The sequence below is a fragment of the Lentibacillus sediminis genome, assembly GCF_002763455.1.
GTDB lineage: Bacteria > Bacillota > Bacilli > Bacillales > Amphibacillaceae > Lentibacillus_D > Lentibacillus_D sediminis_A.
Genome location: NZ_NIXK01000002.1, coordinates 238,391 through 252,112 on the forward strand (window position 1 = coordinate 238,391; position 13,722 = coordinate 252,112).

Annotated in this window: 19 protein-coding genes; 12 read left to right on the forward strand and 7 right to left on the reverse strand. The window is 43.6% G+C overall.

The features are described 5' to 3' along the window. Positions 1 to 26 precede the first annotated feature (26 nt). Both CEG13_RS05290 and CEG13_RS05295 read left to right on the forward strand, forming a co-directional pair. On the forward strand, positions 27 to 1,112 hold the full coding sequence (locus CEG13_RS05290; RefSeq protein ID WP_100010828.1) for a type III polyketide synthase: 1,086 nt from the start codon (positions 27 to 29) through the stop codon (positions 1,110 to 1,112). A 2-nt stretch (positions 1,113 to 1,114) separates the two neighbouring features. Beyond that, entirely contained in the window at positions 1,115 to 1,645 is a 531-nt protein-coding gene (locus CEG13_RS05295; RefSeq protein ID WP_100010829.1) for an isoprenylcysteine carboxyl methyltransferase family protein, read from the forward strand. 29 nt (positions 1,646 to 1,674) lie between these two features. Here CEG13_RS05295 and CEG13_RS05300 read toward each other — a convergent pair whose 3' ends face one another. Next, a complete protein-coding gene (locus CEG13_RS05300; RefSeq protein ID WP_100010830.1) occupies positions 1,675 to 1,875 on the reverse strand; it encodes a cold-shock protein in 201 nt (66 codons plus the stop codon). A gap of 258 nt (positions 1,876 to 2,133) precedes the next feature. Next, positions 2,134 to 3,243: a C40 family peptidase gene (locus CEG13_RS19205; RefSeq protein ID WP_100010831.1), complete on the reverse strand. Its 1,110-nt coding sequence runs from the start codon at positions 3,241 to 3,243 to the stop codon at positions 2,134 to 2,136. Between the two features lie 118 nt (positions 3,244 to 3,361). Between CEG13_RS19205 and CEG13_RS05310 the strand changes: the two genes are divergently transcribed. The 10 genes from CEG13_RS05310 to CEG13_RS05355 all read left to right on the forward strand — a co-directional run bounded on the left by CEG13_RS05310 (position 3,362) and on the right by CEG13_RS05355 (position 8,966). Next, positions 3,362 to 4,318, forward strand: a complete 957-nt coding sequence (locus tag CEG13_RS05310) for a thymidylate synthase (RefSeq protein WP_100010832.1) — start codon at positions 3,362 to 3,364, stop codon at positions 4,316 to 4,318. 35 nt (positions 4,319 to 4,353) lie between these two features. Continuing rightward, positions 4,354 to 4,845, forward strand: coding sequence for a dihydrofolate reductase (locus CEG13_RS05315; RefSeq protein WP_100010833.1), 492 nt, complete (start codon positions 4,354 to 4,356; stop codon positions 4,843 to 4,845). Between the two features lie 165 nt (positions 4,846 to 5,010). After that, positions 5,011 to 5,217 (forward strand): twin-arginine translocase TatA/TatE family subunit, encoded by a 207-nt coding sequence (gene tatA, locus CEG13_RS05320; RefSeq protein ID WP_100010834.1) that lies wholly within the window; start codon positions 5,011 to 5,013, stop codon positions 5,215 to 5,217. A gap of 20 nt (positions 5,218 to 5,237) precedes the next feature. Continuing rightward, positions 5,238 to 5,420 carry a twin-arginine translocase TatA/TatE family subunit gene (locus tag CEG13_RS05325; RefSeq protein WP_100010835.1) on the forward strand — a complete coding sequence of 61 codons (183 nt, stop codon included), beginning with the start codon at positions 5,238 to 5,240 and terminating at the stop codon, positions 5,418 to 5,420. A gap of 82 nt (positions 5,421 to 5,502) precedes the next feature. Then, positions 5,503 to 6,267 (forward strand): twin-arginine translocase subunit TatC, encoded by a 765-nt coding sequence (gene tatC, locus CEG13_RS05330; protein WP_100010836.1) that lies wholly within the window; start codon positions 5,503 to 5,505, stop codon positions 6,265 to 6,267. Between the two features lie 17 nt (positions 6,268 to 6,284). Further along, complete coding sequence (locus CEG13_RS05335; protein WP_100010837.1) at positions 6,285 to 6,506, forward strand: YozE family protein; 222 nt, start codon at positions 6,285 to 6,287, stop codon at positions 6,504 to 6,506. 346 nt (positions 6,507 to 6,852) lie between these two features. Beyond that, a complete protein-coding gene (locus CEG13_RS05340) occupies positions 6,853 to 7,311 on the forward strand; it encodes a YqfQ family protein (protein ID WP_239984578.1) in 459 nt (152 codons plus the stop codon). A gap of 81 nt (positions 7,312 to 7,392) precedes the next feature. Beyond that, positions 7,393 to 8,352 carry a peptide-methionine (R)-S-oxide reductase MsrB gene (gene msrB, locus CEG13_RS05345; protein WP_100010839.1) on the forward strand — a complete coding sequence of 320 codons (960 nt, stop codon included), beginning with the start codon at positions 7,393 to 7,395 and terminating at the stop codon, positions 8,350 to 8,352. A gap of 27 nt (positions 8,353 to 8,379) precedes the next feature. After that, positions 8,380 to 8,583 (forward strand): DUF6501 family protein, encoded by a 204-nt coding sequence (locus CEG13_RS05350; protein ID WP_100010840.1) that lies wholly within the window; start codon positions 8,380 to 8,382, stop codon positions 8,581 to 8,583. A gap of 143 nt (positions 8,584 to 8,726) precedes the next feature. Further along, positions 8,727 to 8,966 carry an indolepyruvate ferredoxin oxidoreductase subunit alpha gene (locus CEG13_RS05355; RefSeq protein ID WP_100010841.1) on the forward strand — a complete coding sequence of 80 codons (240 nt, stop codon included), beginning with the start codon at positions 8,727 to 8,729 and terminating at the stop codon, positions 8,964 to 8,966. A 30-nt stretch (positions 8,967 to 8,996) separates the two neighbouring features. Here CEG13_RS05355 and CEG13_RS05360 read toward each other — a convergent pair whose 3' ends face one another. The 5 genes from CEG13_RS05360 to CEG13_RS05380 all read right to left on the reverse strand — a co-directional run bounded on the left by CEG13_RS05360 (position 8,997) and on the right by CEG13_RS05380 (position 13,701). Beyond that, positions 8,997 to 9,266 carry an acylphosphatase gene (locus CEG13_RS05360; RefSeq protein ID WP_100010842.1) on the reverse strand — a complete coding sequence of 90 codons (270 nt, stop codon included), beginning with the start codon at positions 9,264 to 9,266 and terminating at the stop codon, positions 8,997 to 8,999. Positions 9,267 to 9,768: 502 nt separating this feature from the next. Further along, positions 9,769 to 10,689: a cysteine synthase A gene (gene cysK / locus CEG13_RS05365; protein WP_100010843.1), complete on the reverse strand. Its 921-nt coding sequence runs from the start codon at positions 10,687 to 10,689 to the stop codon at positions 9,769 to 9,771. A 21-nt stretch (positions 10,690 to 10,710) separates the two neighbouring features. Further along, complete coding sequence (locus CEG13_RS05370; RefSeq protein WP_100010844.1) at positions 10,711 to 11,118, reverse strand: PH domain-containing protein; 408 nt, start codon at positions 11,116 to 11,118, stop codon at positions 10,711 to 10,713. A gap of 136 nt (positions 11,119 to 11,254) precedes the next feature. Next, entirely contained in the window at positions 11,255 to 12,769 is a 1,515-nt protein-coding gene (locus tag CEG13_RS05375) for an FAD-dependent oxidoreductase (protein ID WP_158234650.1), read from the reverse strand. 83 nt (positions 12,770 to 12,852) lie between these two features. Next, complete coding sequence (locus tag CEG13_RS05380) at positions 12,853 to 13,701, reverse strand: gamma-glutamylcyclotransferase family protein (protein ID WP_158234651.1); 849 nt, start codon at positions 13,699 to 13,701, stop codon at positions 12,853 to 12,855. Between the last annotated feature and the right edge of the window lie 21 nt (positions 13,702 to 13,722).

Genomic DNA, 13,722 nt, shown 5'->3' on the forward strand with positions numbered 1-13,722 from the left:
ATTTTCTACAGAAAGGGGGGTGGAAGATGTCGTTCATTATCTCAGCTGGCACTGGCATTCCCAGGCACCATATGACACAAGAGGAAATTAAGGAATTAGTGCTCGAGGTATTTTCCGGGTCGGAGAAAAAAATCAAACGTCTTTTGCCTGTATTCGACCATGCCGAAGTGAATAACCGGCAATTTGTGGTTGATAAAGAATGGCTGAGGCAGCCTCATTCCTTTCAAGAGCGAAATCAACTTTATCAGTCGTTTGCCAAAGAGCACAGCTTGGACGCGGCTGATGAATGTCTGTCTAACAGTGAATTTTTGCATGAGGATATTCCATTTGAGGCGATTGATCTGATTGTTTTTGTTTCCAGTACTGGGATTGCTACTCCATCCCTGGAGGTGGAAATGCTTAATGACAGGCCCTTCCGCACGAATACAGCACGCATGCCATTATGGGGACTGGGCTGTGCTGGCGGAGCAATTGGGCTTTCCCGTGCATCAGACTGGACCACAGCATATCCTGAAAAATTAGCTTTAGTCGTCTGTTGCGAACTCTCGAGTCTTACGTTTCAGAAGGAAGACGCCAAGAAGAGCAATCTTGTGGGCAGTGCATTGTTTGGTGATGGAGCAGCGGCTGTGCTGGTAGCGGGGGAAGAGTCTCCCTTTCTAAACCGGAGCAAAAAGAACAAACCAAAAATGCTGCAAACAAGTTCACAAACAAAAAAACACAGTACCTCGGTAATGGGGTGGAACGTTACGAATCACGGACTTGAAGTGGTGTTCTCTAAAAGCATTCCGGCACTGGTACATTCCTTTTGGAAGGAACATATTCAGCAATTTTTGCAGGAGACACGCCTCGATTCAGCAAGCATACTTTCCTTTCTGGCTCATCCCGGCGGAAAAAAGGTGCTGGACGCAATGGAGGAAGTGGTAAACCGCTCAAGCCGGGAATTTCACCATTCGCATCAAGTGCTGGCTATGCATGGCAATATGTCTTCTGCAACTGTTTTATATGTACTGGCCGAAGCAATGAAGCAGGGGGCCGATAAGCAGGAAAAAAGCATTCTCTCCGCATTGGGGCCAGGATTCAGTTCGGAACTATTATTATTGGAGTGGTGCTGACTATGCCTATTGCATTATGGGTTTTATTAGGGCTTATCGTGCTGCAGCGTCTGGTGGAACTTGTTATTGCCAAGAGAAATGAAAAATGGATGAAGAATCAAGGAGGCATAGAGCGGGGATCCGGTCATTATCTCCTGTTCATTATTCTGCATGTTTCATTCTTTCTTTCCCTGCTGGTAGAGATGCTCTTGAACTCACCTGAAATAACCTTTCATTATGTGTTGTTTGCACTATTCCTAATCACGCAAGCGGCTAGAATATGGTGCATCCAAACATTGGGGAGATTCTGGAATACGAAAATTATTATCGCGCCCAACTTTTCTCTGGTTAAAGAGGGGCCATATAAATACATGAAGCACCCGAATTATGTCATTGTCGGAGTGGAGCTGTTTATCATCCCGCTTTTGTTTGGTGCACCTGTTACGGCTATTATCTTTCCGATTTTGCATATTCTGCTTTTGACTGTGCGTATACCGGCAGAAGAGCAGGCCTTGACCGAATTTGCGGGCAGCAAAAAAAGCGGTAATCTTTAAAAAGATTACCGCTTATCTATAGGATCCGTTTATTTTTTTTCTACGTTTGCAGCTTGTGGTCCGCGTTCTCCTTCAACGATTTCAAAAGAAACTTCCTGACCTTCTTCCAGTGTCTTGAAGCCTTCCTCCTGAATTGCTGAATAATGGACGAATACGTCATTTCCTTCTTCGAGTTGAATGAACCCGTATCCTTTTTCCGCGTTGAACCATTTTACTACGCCATTTTCCATGTGAATAATCCTCCTAAAAACTTTCACGCAATACGTGGTAATACAAAGCCGATAAAAGAAACACTAAAATAGGCAGCACCTATAGAAGTAAGGATCACTAACGCACCCACTTCTATAGAAGCTGCCTGTTGCCTAATGATTCCATACATCTTCTTTGCTTGGTTCCAATATAGCTTATTTTACTGCGTTCGTCAAGAAACTGACACGCTTTTTTACTCATAAAGAGGGATGAATCGAATTTAAACACGAATCTGCGAATTACCAGGAAATTCGTTTGGCTCCCAGGAATTTGGGCTGCCAATAGGAGCTGCCAAGTTCACTGATTGTTACCCCATTTGACGAACTGGCATGGATAAACGTGCCGTTGCCGAGATAAATACCCATATGAGAAGGGCCTGGTTTATACGTTTCAAAGAAAACAAGATCTCCAACAGAGGGGGAACCGACTGGACTGGCGAAATTCCAGACCTCACTTACTGTTCTTGGAATGCTGACGTTTTTCAGTTGAAAAACGTATTGGATAAAGCCGCTGCAGTCGAAACCGGACGGAGTCTCCCCGCCAAACACATAGGGAGCACCGATGAAAGATTTGGCCAGTTGGGCGAGATCAGTATGTACAGAGCTTGTTACTTGCGCTTGTTTGTTCTCCGGATTATTTTCTTTCACGGTTTTTTCTTGATTACTCACTTCAGATTTTGATTTTGTCTCATTCGAACCAGTTTCTGCTGACTCAGACGGTTGGTTGTCTGTTTCCTGATGGGCTAGCTGAGGAGTTTCCGGCTCCGTTTCTTTGGGAAATGCCTGTTCATACAGGGTTATTAAGGAATCCTTTGTTACTTCCTCACTGATCTCCAGTCCATGTTCTTCTTCTGCTGTTTCCAATGCCTGTTTCGTCATCGGCCCATAAATTCCATCAATTTCACCTTCATAAAGGCCAAAATATTCCAGTGCGCGCTGCACCGCCTTTACCTCTTCATCGACCACGCCCGGGGACACTGGACCGGAAAATGATTCTATTTCTTCAAGCTGGGATTTCACATCTTCTTTGATCATTGCATAAATGGTTTCTTTGTTTACCTGGCCATTGACAGGAAGTCGCTGATCATATTGAAACCTTTTGACGGCATGCTCGGTCAAAAGGCCATATTCACTGTCGAGGGCGTCTTTATAATAATCCAGCTGATTTAATTTATTTTGCAGAAGGCGAACGGTTTCTCCGTGATGTCCGTATTCTGCTTGCTCGGACTCCATTAATGATTTATTCTGAGAAACAGGAGATGCGTCTGCTATAGCAATAAATGGCTGAGACAGCGCAAAACTGTAAAGGACAGAGTGCTTCACGACATGATCCACTGTTTGCGGCACCATATAAAATCTCCTTTCCTTTTGTCACTGCCTTATAGACTTATGTAGAAATAGTGGGTTCATGCTTTACGGTTATGTTACAATAAGGAAAACAAAATGATATAAAAAGCGAGGGAGATTCATGGCCGCAGGGGAACAGGCATATTTGGATTTATGCAGCTATATTTTGGAAAACGGAGTGAAAAAAGGGGACAGAACCAACACAGGAACCTACTCTGTCTTTGGCCACCAGATGCGATTCAACTTAAACGAAGGGTTCCCGCTTCTGACAACCAAAAAAGTTCCATTTCGGCTCGTTGCCTCAGAGCTTCTTTGGTTTATCAAAGGAGATACAAACATCCGCTATCTGCTGGAGAATAACAATAATATCTGGAACGAATGGGCCTTTGCAAAATGGGTGAAAAGCAGGGAATACGACGGCCCTGATATGAACAATTTTGGACTCCGCAGTCAGGAAGACCCCAAGTTCAATGAGCAATATAAGCAGCAAATGGCAGCTTTCAAACAGAAAATCCTTCAAGACAGCGAATTTGCCAGGAAATTCGGGGACCTTGGGGCGGTTTATGGCAAACAATGGAGGAATTGGAAGACATCGCAAAATGATACGATTGATCAATTAAAAGAAGTTATTGCTTCGATTCGGGATAATCCCGACTCACGCCGGCATATCGTTTCCGCCTGGAATCCGGAAGATGTGCCGAATATGGCGCTGCCTCCATGTCATACCCTGTTTCAGTTCTACGTGGCGGATGGCAAACTGTCATGCCAGCTCTATCAGCGCAGCGGGGATGTTTTTCTTGGGGTTCCGTTTAATATCGCCAGCTACGCATTGCTCACCTGTCTGATCGCCCGGGAATGCCAGCTGGAGCCGGGCGAATTTGTGCATACCCTGGGGGATGCGCATATTTACCTGAATCATGTAGAGCAGGTGCAGACACAATTGAGTCGCACCCCGAGACAGTTTCCAACATTGAACATCCGTCAGGACAAGCAATCGGTATTTGATTATGAACCGGAAGACTTTGAACTGATTAACTATGACCCTCATCCAGCGATAAAAGCACCGATCGCTGTTTAGAGACGGATACAAACCAGTTAAAAGGAGGATGCAGCGTGATTTCCTTATTGCTTGCAATGGATAAAAATCGTGTGATCGGTTTGAATAATGACCTGCCATGGCATTTGCCAAAAGATTTTCGCTTCTTCAAAGAGAAGACCACCGGTGAGACAATGATTATGGGCCGCAAAACCTATGATTCCCTTGATGGAGCTCTGCCCAACCGGAAAAATGTCGTGCTCACGAGAAAACAGGTGAATTACCCGAGTGATGTGGAAGTAATTCGTGATTTGGATACAATAAAGAAGTGGAGTGAAGCGGAGCCTGACAAGGAATTCTTTGTAATTGGCGGTGGAGATATCTTTGAGCAGATTCTTCCCTTTGCGGACCGTATGTACATCACCTTGATAAACGAAGCGTTTGAGGGGGATACTTATTTTCCTACTTTTCCAGAAGATGAGTGGACACTTACTTCCAACGTAAAAGGGATAAAAGACGAGGCCAATCCATATGACTATTATTTTATGCAGTACGATAGAAAGTTATAGGCGATCCTCGTGGACTGCAGCTTGTTCCGATGGGGAATACGTGTTAAACTGAATCTGTCAGATGAACCGTTGTGAACGAAATGTGTATTTTTGTCGAAATGGATATACCTTTGAAATAAAAACACTATACTATAATGAAGATAATATATCAAAGAAGGTGTAAGGATGTTATCAAGTATTGGGATTCCGGGCCTCATCTTAATTCTGATCATCGCTCTGGTGATATTCGGACCAAAGAAGCTTCCGGAAATCGGTAAAGCAGCAGGGCAGACACTGCGGGAGTTTAAAAATTCCACGAAGGATTTGACCAGCGATGTATCCGATGAAGTAAAAGAAACAAAGGATATCGTTCAGGAAAAAAATTCTAAATAATTTCTTGGGGAGTGTAGACTATGTTAAGCAGTATTGGAGTCCCTGGGTTAATTTTAATTCTGGTCGTTGCACTCGTGATATTTGGACCATCGAAACTGCCGGAAATTGGCAAAGCGGCCGGGCAGACGCTGCGTGAATTTAAAAATGCTGCCGGCAACATGATGGCTGATGACGATACGAAGACGAAGCGGGATAAAACATAAGTAACGAAAAACTGATGGTAAGAAGGTGTAAGGGAGTTGCCTTGCATCTTCTTTTATGTTTACCTGCATGGAGGTGTAAAGGATGGCCGATGAAAATACTCGGATGGATGGCAAGGAAATGAACCTTACCGGACACTTATCGGAATTGAGAAACCGGCTGATCGTTACAGCTGTTTTCTTTGTCCTGTTTTTTATTTTCGGTTTTATATATGTTGAAGAGATTTATGGATTTTTTACAAATGGACTCGATTTCCAGTTGAGCATTCTCAGCCCAGGCGAGGTGGTCTGGCTTTATTTCACCATGGCAGGTTTAGTAGCGATTACCGGGACACTTCCCGTGCTTGCATTCCAGATTTGGGCATTTATAAAGCCAGGATTACGTCCGCATGAAAGAAAGGTTTCTCTTGCCTATATTCCGGCAATATTTTTGCTGTTTATCGGCGGACTCGTATTTGGCTATGTCATGTTCATGCAATTCATCCTGCCATTTTTATTATCACTGAGTGAAGGCATGTTCAATGAGATGTTTACCACCGAGCGATATTTCAAATTCCTGTTGCGGATAACACTGCCATTTGCCGTGTTGTTTGAAATCCCGGTTATCGCGATGTTTTTGACAACGCTGGGGGTATTAAACCCGGGGCTTATGCGCCGCTCCAGAAAGTATGCTTATTTAATATTAATCGTCATTTCCACGATGGTTACCCCGCCGGACTTCATCATGCCGCTATTGATTTCGGTGCCGTTGATCATTCTTTATGAAATAAGTATTTACTTATCTGCAATTGTTTACCGGAAAAGACAGAAGAAACACGAAGAATTTATGAAAAATGATCAGTTAACATAGCGGGGGAGGGAGCATGCTTGAAAACTTTTTATCAATTTCTGCTGACGCATCGCGGGAAAAAACGTCCGGATGACCATAGCCGTCTGGCTGACTGGGCATTTTTTGATCATAATTTTCCCAAGTATTCTGCTGACTATAATGAGATCAGTGAATACCTGGAGTGGAACAGCCCTTTTCCCAACGCGTTAAAAGCGTTTGACCAGCTCTGGGGAGAATACACACAAAATTATATTGAATAGTCTGAGGCCGGGAGAATTCCCGGTTTTATTTTTATCAAAAAATTGATCAAACGTTTGTTTGAATTTATATTTTAATATAGATAAAATATAACGAAATTATATAATGCAACCATTCTGAGCACAGATTGGTTTCGTGGCAAATGACAACATGATTTTGCATTTTTTGACAAACATAAAAGCGGAAAGCATATAATATGTTGCTTTCTGCGGTTGCCCAGGAAATATTTACAGGATTATTGCCATGGATATCTTGTATTTTTGAAGAATAATGCCCGGATGCCTATACAGTTAAAGGGGCAGCGCATAAACTAAATCATAAGATACAATGATAAGGAGGACATATATCATGTTATTTCCCGCACCACGGCAAGGAAATCATCACAGGCCAACTGGACGCTCTCCCTACCAGCTTATTCCTCAGCGGGGGCATAGAAGTCAAGCTCCTGGCGGCAATCCGATTGGCAAGCTGCTGCAGGGTCAGTCAAGAGCGGATCTTATTAATAAAGGGGTAGATGGTGTATCGAAGTCCTTAAACGGTGTACAGCAGGTGTTGAAGGTTATGGAGACAACTGCGCCAATGATTCAGGAATACGGTCCCATGGTTAAAAACCTGCCTGCCATGTACAAAATGATGAAAGCTTTTAAGGATATGGAAAGTGAAGATAAAGGGACGGAAGATGATAAGAATGAGGACGTGAAGAAGCACTCTCCCACGAAAGAATATACGGAACAGCAAGCGGGCAGCCATAGCAATAATGCTGGAAAGTCCGGACCTAGAGACTCCCAGCCGAAATTATTTATCTGATAATAAGTCGCACAACTTGATTTTTTATCCAATACACGAAAAAATAGAGATATGACACAGAAGACATGGGAGGTTTAAAATATGACAGCAAAGCAGGAAGTTGCAACATTTGCAGGCGGATGTTTCTGGTGTATGGTAGAACCATTTGACGAACGGCCGGGGGTCCATCGAATTGTATCCGGATATACGGGTGGCACGGTGGAAAATCCAACCTATGAACAGGTTACCTCGGGAACAACTGGGCACGTAGAAGCCGTCCAAATTACTTTTGATCCGGAAATCATGTCATATCAGCAGCTTTTGGAAACGTTCTGGCAGCAAATTGATCCGACCGATGCCGGAGGACAGTTTAATGACAGGGGAGAATCATACCAAACAGCAATTTATTATCATAATGAAGAACAAAAACAGTTGGCAGAACAATCTAAGCAAGCACTTGCGGACAGCGGAAAATTTGCCAAACCAATCGCAACACCGATTCTTCCCGCTAAAACTTTCTATCCGGCAGAAGAAAGCCATCAGGATTATTATAAAAAGCAATCCTTCCATTACCGGCTTTATAAAAAGGGGTCTGGAAGAGAAGATTTCATTAAAAGGACATGGAAGCCGGAAGTGGACAAAAATACGCTGAAAGAAAAGCTGACACCGCTGCAGTATCAGGTAACACAGGAAAATGGGACGGAAACTCCTTTTCAAAACGAGTACTGGGATAATGAGGAAGAGGGGATCTATACGGATATTGTATCCGGCGATGTGCTGTTTTCCTCGAAAGATAAATTTGATGCCGCATGTGGCTGGCCAAGTTTCACAAAACCGGTGGACAAGTACCAGGTTAACGAAAATACCGACACATCACATGGCATGATACGGACTGAGGTCCGCAGCAGCAAAGCGGACTCCCATCTTGGCCATGTATTCGAGGATGGACCGAAAGAAGCGGGCGGTCTGCGCTATTGCATGAATTCTGCGGCCATGCGCTTTATTCCAAAAGAAAAGATGGCAGAGGAAGGGTACGAAAACTATCTCTACCTGTTTAAATAAGACCAGGAATAGAAAGCGGGGAACACAATGATTCACCTTCATTGGGAAAATCGGGAAACAATCAAGCAAATTGAATGCGTTCATGCGAATGCGAAAAAATTTGTTGTAGACAATAAATTAACACCTGGAAAGAAATACGATGTTAAGAACGAAACGGACGAGTTCTATTTCATTATTGACAACAGTGGACGGATCGGTGGATTTTTGAAGGAATACTTTAAAGAGGATTAACAGGGGAACCCGGTGGTTCCCTCTGTTATTTTCGCTTTCAGGAATTGGAAGATTGTTTTATTTTCAACAGCAATACGATATAATTGCAGTTGCGGCAAAAAACTCAGCCGAGGCTAGAGCAATACATAAAGGAGGTAACAGACATGGCTTTCGTAATTACATCACCTTGCATAGGTGAAAAGTCAGGAGAATGTGTGGACGTATGTCCTGTGGATTGTATAGAAGAAGGCAAGGACATGTTTTATATTGACCCGGATATTTGCATTGATTGCGGAGCGTGCGAAGCAGTATGCCCTGTAGAAGCAATTTATATGGAAGACGAGGTTCCTGAAAAGGAGCATAAATATATTGACCTAAATGCTAAGTTTTTTGAAGAACAATAGAAGGCCGCAGTTAAGCGGCTTTTTCTAATGCTATTTTATCGAAAAAGTGTCAAAACCTTTTTCTTCATTGGAGCTGTTTTCCTCGATATGTTCTACACGGATAAAGGAATGAAAGCCATCTTTCAGCTGCTCCATAAATGGCTGGATGCTTTGTTCTCCGCCCTCGATCTCCATTTCCACCGTACCATCCGAATTATTCCGTACCCAACCGGTTAACCCGAATTCCGCTGCTTTTTGCTGGGCGGTAAAACGAAAGCCGACACCCTGAACACGTCCGCTTACAATTAAGTGTTTGTGCATGTGTATCACCTCAATTTTTTCCTTACTAAACGTATGCCCGAAATAAAAGGAATTTAAACGATGCTTGCTTTGTGGATGAGAAGATCGTGTGAGGATTCGAATAGTATGGAGAAATCAGTTTGAAAATCTGCCAGGCAAACAAGGATCAGCAAAAATTTTTTATCAGGAATTACACGTGTGAAGCTGTGATCATTTATTTGAGTCATAATGGATGTATGGAAATGACAGTTGAAGATTCAATAACTAAAAAACTTACTGCCGCATAAATGAAAAGCAGTAATCAAATATGACCAAATCATAAGCCACTTATAAAATTGCAGAAATCAACAGCTCATGTAAGCAGTAAAATTTTCGTTTTGTCTCACTATCACAAGAATACTTTAATTGTGACACAAAAAATTCATGATCATTTTTTAGTTCCGATAATAAATATTATGTAAACTAGAGGAAATTTAATTAAATCGGGAGGCAGTGACCGTTCCTTTCGCTGCCTCCCTTTCCATCAATCATCAAACAGATTCATGCTCAAATACCGTTCACCTGAATCCGGTGCAATACAGACAACTTTTTTTCCTGAGCCAATTCGCTTTGCAGTTTCAATTGCTGCGAAAACGGCAGCACCTCCAGATGGACCGACAAAAATACCTTCTTGACGCGCGAGCTGTTTTACCATGCTGATAGCCTGATCGTCTTCAATCCGGATAATTTCATCATAAACCTCTGTATTCAATATATCCGGCACAAAACCCGGACTCGTACCGACAAGTTTATGGCTGCCTGGTTTCCCGCCAGACAGCACTGGCGATCCTTCAGGTTCCACGACAGCAATGTGTAAATCAGGCAAGTTTTCCTTGAGCACCTCTCCGGTTCCTGTGACGGTTCCTCCTGTACCGGCTGTGCAGACAAAAGCATCCAGTTTGCCGTTCATCTGCTGATAGATCTCCAGTGCAGTTGTCGTCCGGTGAATATCCGGATTGGCTTTATTTTCAAATTGCTGCGGAATAAAACTGCCTGGAATGCTTTTTTGCAGTTCCTGTGCCTTTTTGATGGCGCCGGGCATTCTTTCTTCACTTGGAGTGAGCACGACTTCCGCACCGTACGCCTTTAGAATGTTCCGCCTTTCCAGCGTGCTGTTATCCGGCATGACCAGGATCGCCTTGTAGCCCTTTGCTGCTGCATTCATGGCAAGACCGATGCCGGTATTGCCGCTTGTCGGCTCAATAATGGTGGCGCCGGGTTTTAGGTAACCTTCGTCTTCCGCTGTCTTAATCATGCTGTATGCCGCCCTGTCTTTCACGCTTTTGCTGGGGTTGAAAAATTCCAGTTTTACATAAACTTCCGCTGCCTCGTCAGGAAGAAGTTTATTTATTTTTACCATTGGTGTTGCGCCGATTAATTCTGCGATATTGTCTGCCCGGTTCATTTATGTCCCTTCCTTCTGCTTTTAGCGTCTTATTCTTTCCATTTCCAGTTCCGGATTTATTTTTAAAATTTCATTAATAAATTCTTTTTCATTTTCCGGAGAGATGGAAATGATATTAAAGCGCCCGGAATTAATCTCCAGCCGGTGGATGGATAATGCAGGAGCCGCAAAAATGCTTCGATGCTTTCTAATCTGAATGATCTTCTGGATCTCTACTTTCATCCTGATAGGACCATATTTAATTCTGATCAGGTCCCCTTCAATTTTGTAGCCGGTTTGAAACCAGAACCAAAGAAGCACCAGCGATAGTGGAAGAATAAACAGCATGCCAAATATGTTGCCGCCTGCTATCGGTACAGCAACCCCAAACAGGGCAATTCCCCAGATGAGAATGGTCAGCCATGTATCTTTCCGGGAACGAAAATACATTGGAAAAACCCCTTCACTTGCGTAGTACTCCAATTATAGCTTACTTTCCCTTTTATTCCCAAGCATTTTACTGCGTCTCGCCAGCTGCGCAGAAAACCGGGCAGCATCAGCTCTACTGCCCGGTTCATCCAACTTATTATTCGTTTACTTTTTTCAAGTCTTCCACAGCCGGTCCTTCAATTACTTCGCCAGTGGCGCCAAACCGTGAGCCGTGGCATGGACAATCCCATGTGCAGTCCCCATCATTCCACTGCACACCACAGCCTAGATGAGTACAGGTCAAATCAAGCAAGTGAACGCTGCCGCCTTTATCCTTATAGGCGCCGACATCTTCGCCGCCGACCTTCATTACTGCGCCCTGATTCTCCTGCAAATCCTCTGGTCGTGATGCAGCGGAACTGGAATCCGGATAATTCTCATCATTTTCCTCTTTTGGTTCGACATGTTCCATCTCTTTGATTTCCCGCTGCGGTGAAAAAAGCTCCTGATATGGATTGTCTTCTTTCCCACTGATGATGTCAGATAATAACTTTCCACCGGTTAAGGCGCTTGCCAGCCCCCATTTTCCAAAACCGGTAACCGTGTAGATTCCTTGCTCATCCGGATGCAGCTGGCCAATAAAGGGAATTCTGTCGGCTGATATATAATCATGGGAAGACCATTGATATGCAACTTCCTTATTGCCATGAAGTTCATCTGCATATGTCTTCAGTTCTTTATAGCGTTTTTCGGAAGAAAGTCCGTCTCCGGTTGGGTGACTTTCCCCGCCAACCAGAATGTAATCCTCCCCGTCTGCCTTCATTTTCCGTATCGTACGTTTTGGCAGATCAGCATTTATATATACTCCATCTGGAAACTCTTTATCTGTTTTTACTGCAAGGGCATAAGAGCTTTCCGGATTAAGATTCGCAGAGTAAAAGTTTTCCTCCCGTTCATCTATCGGCAAGTGAGTGGCCTGGACCAAGTGACGGCAGGTGACCGTATGCCCTGCATCAGTTTTTCCGAGGACTTTTTCTCCATCTATTTCTGCTTCCATCAGTTTGGAATGCTCAAATATCTTTGCTCCTTTTGTCTCCAATTCCTTGAGCAGTCCATTGAGGAATTTTACCGGGTGGAACTGTGCCTGGTTGCGCATCATCACCGCAGCCTCTACATCGATATTTAATGGAAGATTTTCAATGAACGCTCCCTCTATTCCTAATTTCTCATATGCTTCTGCTTCTTTTTTTACCTTGTCTCTGTTTTTGGCATCCTGGGTAAATACGAATGCATCCTGTTCCTCAAGATCAGCGTCGATGTTATGTTTTTCAGCAAGCTCTCTGGCTAAAGCGATGCCCTCCATATTCGCCTGATAGTAAAGCTTGGCCATATCCTGACCATAGCGGTTGATCAGTTCATCATAGATCAGATTATGCTGCGCAGTAAGCTTGGCTGTTGTAAAACCAGTTGTGCCGCTCATTATCTCCCGGGCTTCCAAAAGAGCTACCTTAAAGCCTTTTTCTGCAAGAAGATATGCCGAAGCTATTCCGGCAATGCCCGCACCGGCGACAAGAACATCCACCTCCAGATTTTCATTCAGTTTATCATATGTTCTTTTTTCGCCTGTCTGTCTCCAAAATGATTGAATGTGTGTTGAATTAGCTGCAGTCAAAAAATTACCTCCCAATGAATGGTTCTATTTTTCTCTTACCTGATTGCTGTAAAGCTAAACCTTTTGGGAGGATATTGAAGCGATTAATTCATCAGGCGGTCAATGTGTGTCTTCAGACTATTGATATAATCATCGCTCAACAATCCAGTTCCACCACGGATTATTTCGGTGGCATAGTGCTCGGTTGGCTTCGTTTCCTTACTTTTTTCTATGCCAATAAAGGTGAGCGCCTCCACCTTTTCTCCCTGCGGCAATTCAAGGAGCACAACGGCAGGACGGTAAGCCTGCTTGTACACACCTTCCCGTTCATACAAATAATCGATCGCTTCCAGGGGAACTTTATATACAGCTCCTTCGACCACTTCCTCTCTGGATTCAATGATATCTGCCTTTCCACCGTCTGCTGAATTGCGGGTGAAACGGAAGCCGTGATCATGCAGTAGTCCTTTGCCTGTGATCGCTGAAAAATACTGCTCTACATTTGCCAGCCGAAAACGTTCATCATCCATACACGAACCATAGGCAAAATAATAGATCGACTCACGTTTCAAATAGTGGTAAACTTTCCAATCTCCAAATGGGGTTTCCTTATTGGATTGGGCCAATTCTGCTCCGGTGATAAACGTGAGAGCGTCGACCTTCTCACTCTTATCATTCCAAACAGAAACAGTGATTCGCTCATACAAATTATCACTGGCATTTTCCTTATATTCCTCAAGCTGGTTTATCTTTTGCAATTGTTCCTCAGTTACCTGATAAATCTCCCCATAGATACGTTTATTTTCCTCTCGTTTCATAACAGGATAACCGCGTCCTGTATCAAACAGGGCACCCTTCACCCAGGCCTGCTGGTAAACAAGTACCGCATCATGCAAATAATGATGATTTTTCTCTCCACGCAATAACGTGCCATAAACAAAAAGATAATTCATCGTATTTCCTCCCCGAAAAAT

Coding starts and splice junctions, on each gene's coding strand:
- CEG13_RS05290 (WP_100010828.1), top strand. CDS start 27: ATGTCGTTCATTATCTCAGCTGGCACTGGCATTCCCAGGCACCATATG.
- CEG13_RS05295 (WP_100010829.1), top strand. CDS start 1,115: ATGCCTATTGCATTATGGGTTTTATTAGGGCTTATCGTGCTGCAGCGT.
- CEG13_RS05300 (WP_100010830.1), bottom strand. CDS start 1,875: ATGGAAAATGGCGTAGTAAAATGGTTCAACGCGGAAAAAGGATACGGG.
- CEG13_RS19205 (WP_100010831.1), bottom strand. CDS start 3,243: ATGGTGCCGCAAACAGTGGATCATGTCGTGAAGCACTCTGTCCTTTAC.
- CEG13_RS05310 (WP_100010832.1), top strand. CDS start 3,362: ATGGCCGCAGGGGAACAGGCATATTTGGATTTATGCAGCTATATTTTG.
- tatA (WP_100010834.1), top strand. CDS start 5,011: ATGTTATCAAGTATTGGGATTCCGGGCCTCATCTTAATTCTGATCATC.
- CEG13_RS05325 (WP_100010835.1), top strand. CDS start 5,238: ATGTTAAGCAGTATTGGAGTCCCTGGGTTAATTTTAATTCTGGTCGTT.
- tatC (WP_100010836.1), top strand. CDS start 5,503: ATGGCCGATGAAAATACTCGGATGGATGGCAAGGAAATGAACCTTACC.
- CEG13_RS05340 (WP_239984578.1), top strand. CDS start 6,853: ATGTTATTTCCCGCACCACGGCAAGGAAATCATCACAGGCCAACTGGA.
- msrB (WP_100010839.1), top strand. CDS start 7,393: ATGACAGCAAAGCAGGAAGTTGCAACATTTGCAGGCGGATGTTTCTGG.
- CEG13_RS05350 (WP_100010840.1), top strand. CDS start 8,380: ATGATTCACCTTCATTGGGAAAATCGGGAAACAATCAAGCAAATTGAA.
- CEG13_RS05355 (WP_100010841.1), top strand. CDS start 8,727: ATGGCTTTCGTAATTACATCACCTTGCATAGGTGAAAAGTCAGGAGAA.
- CEG13_RS05360 (WP_100010842.1), bottom strand. CDS start 9,266: ATGCACAAACACTTAATTGTAAGCGGACGTGTTCAGGGTGTCGGCTTT.
- cysK (WP_100010843.1), bottom strand. CDS start 10,689: ATGAACCGGGCAGACAATATCGCAGAATTAATCGGCGCAACACCAATG.
- CEG13_RS05370 (WP_100010844.1), bottom strand. CDS start 11,118: ATGTATTTTCGTTCCCGGAAAGATACATGGCTGACCATTCTCATCTGG.
- CEG13_RS05380 (WP_158234651.1), bottom strand. CDS start 13,701: ATGAATTATCTTTTTGTTTATGGCACGTTATTGCGTGGAGAGAAAAAT.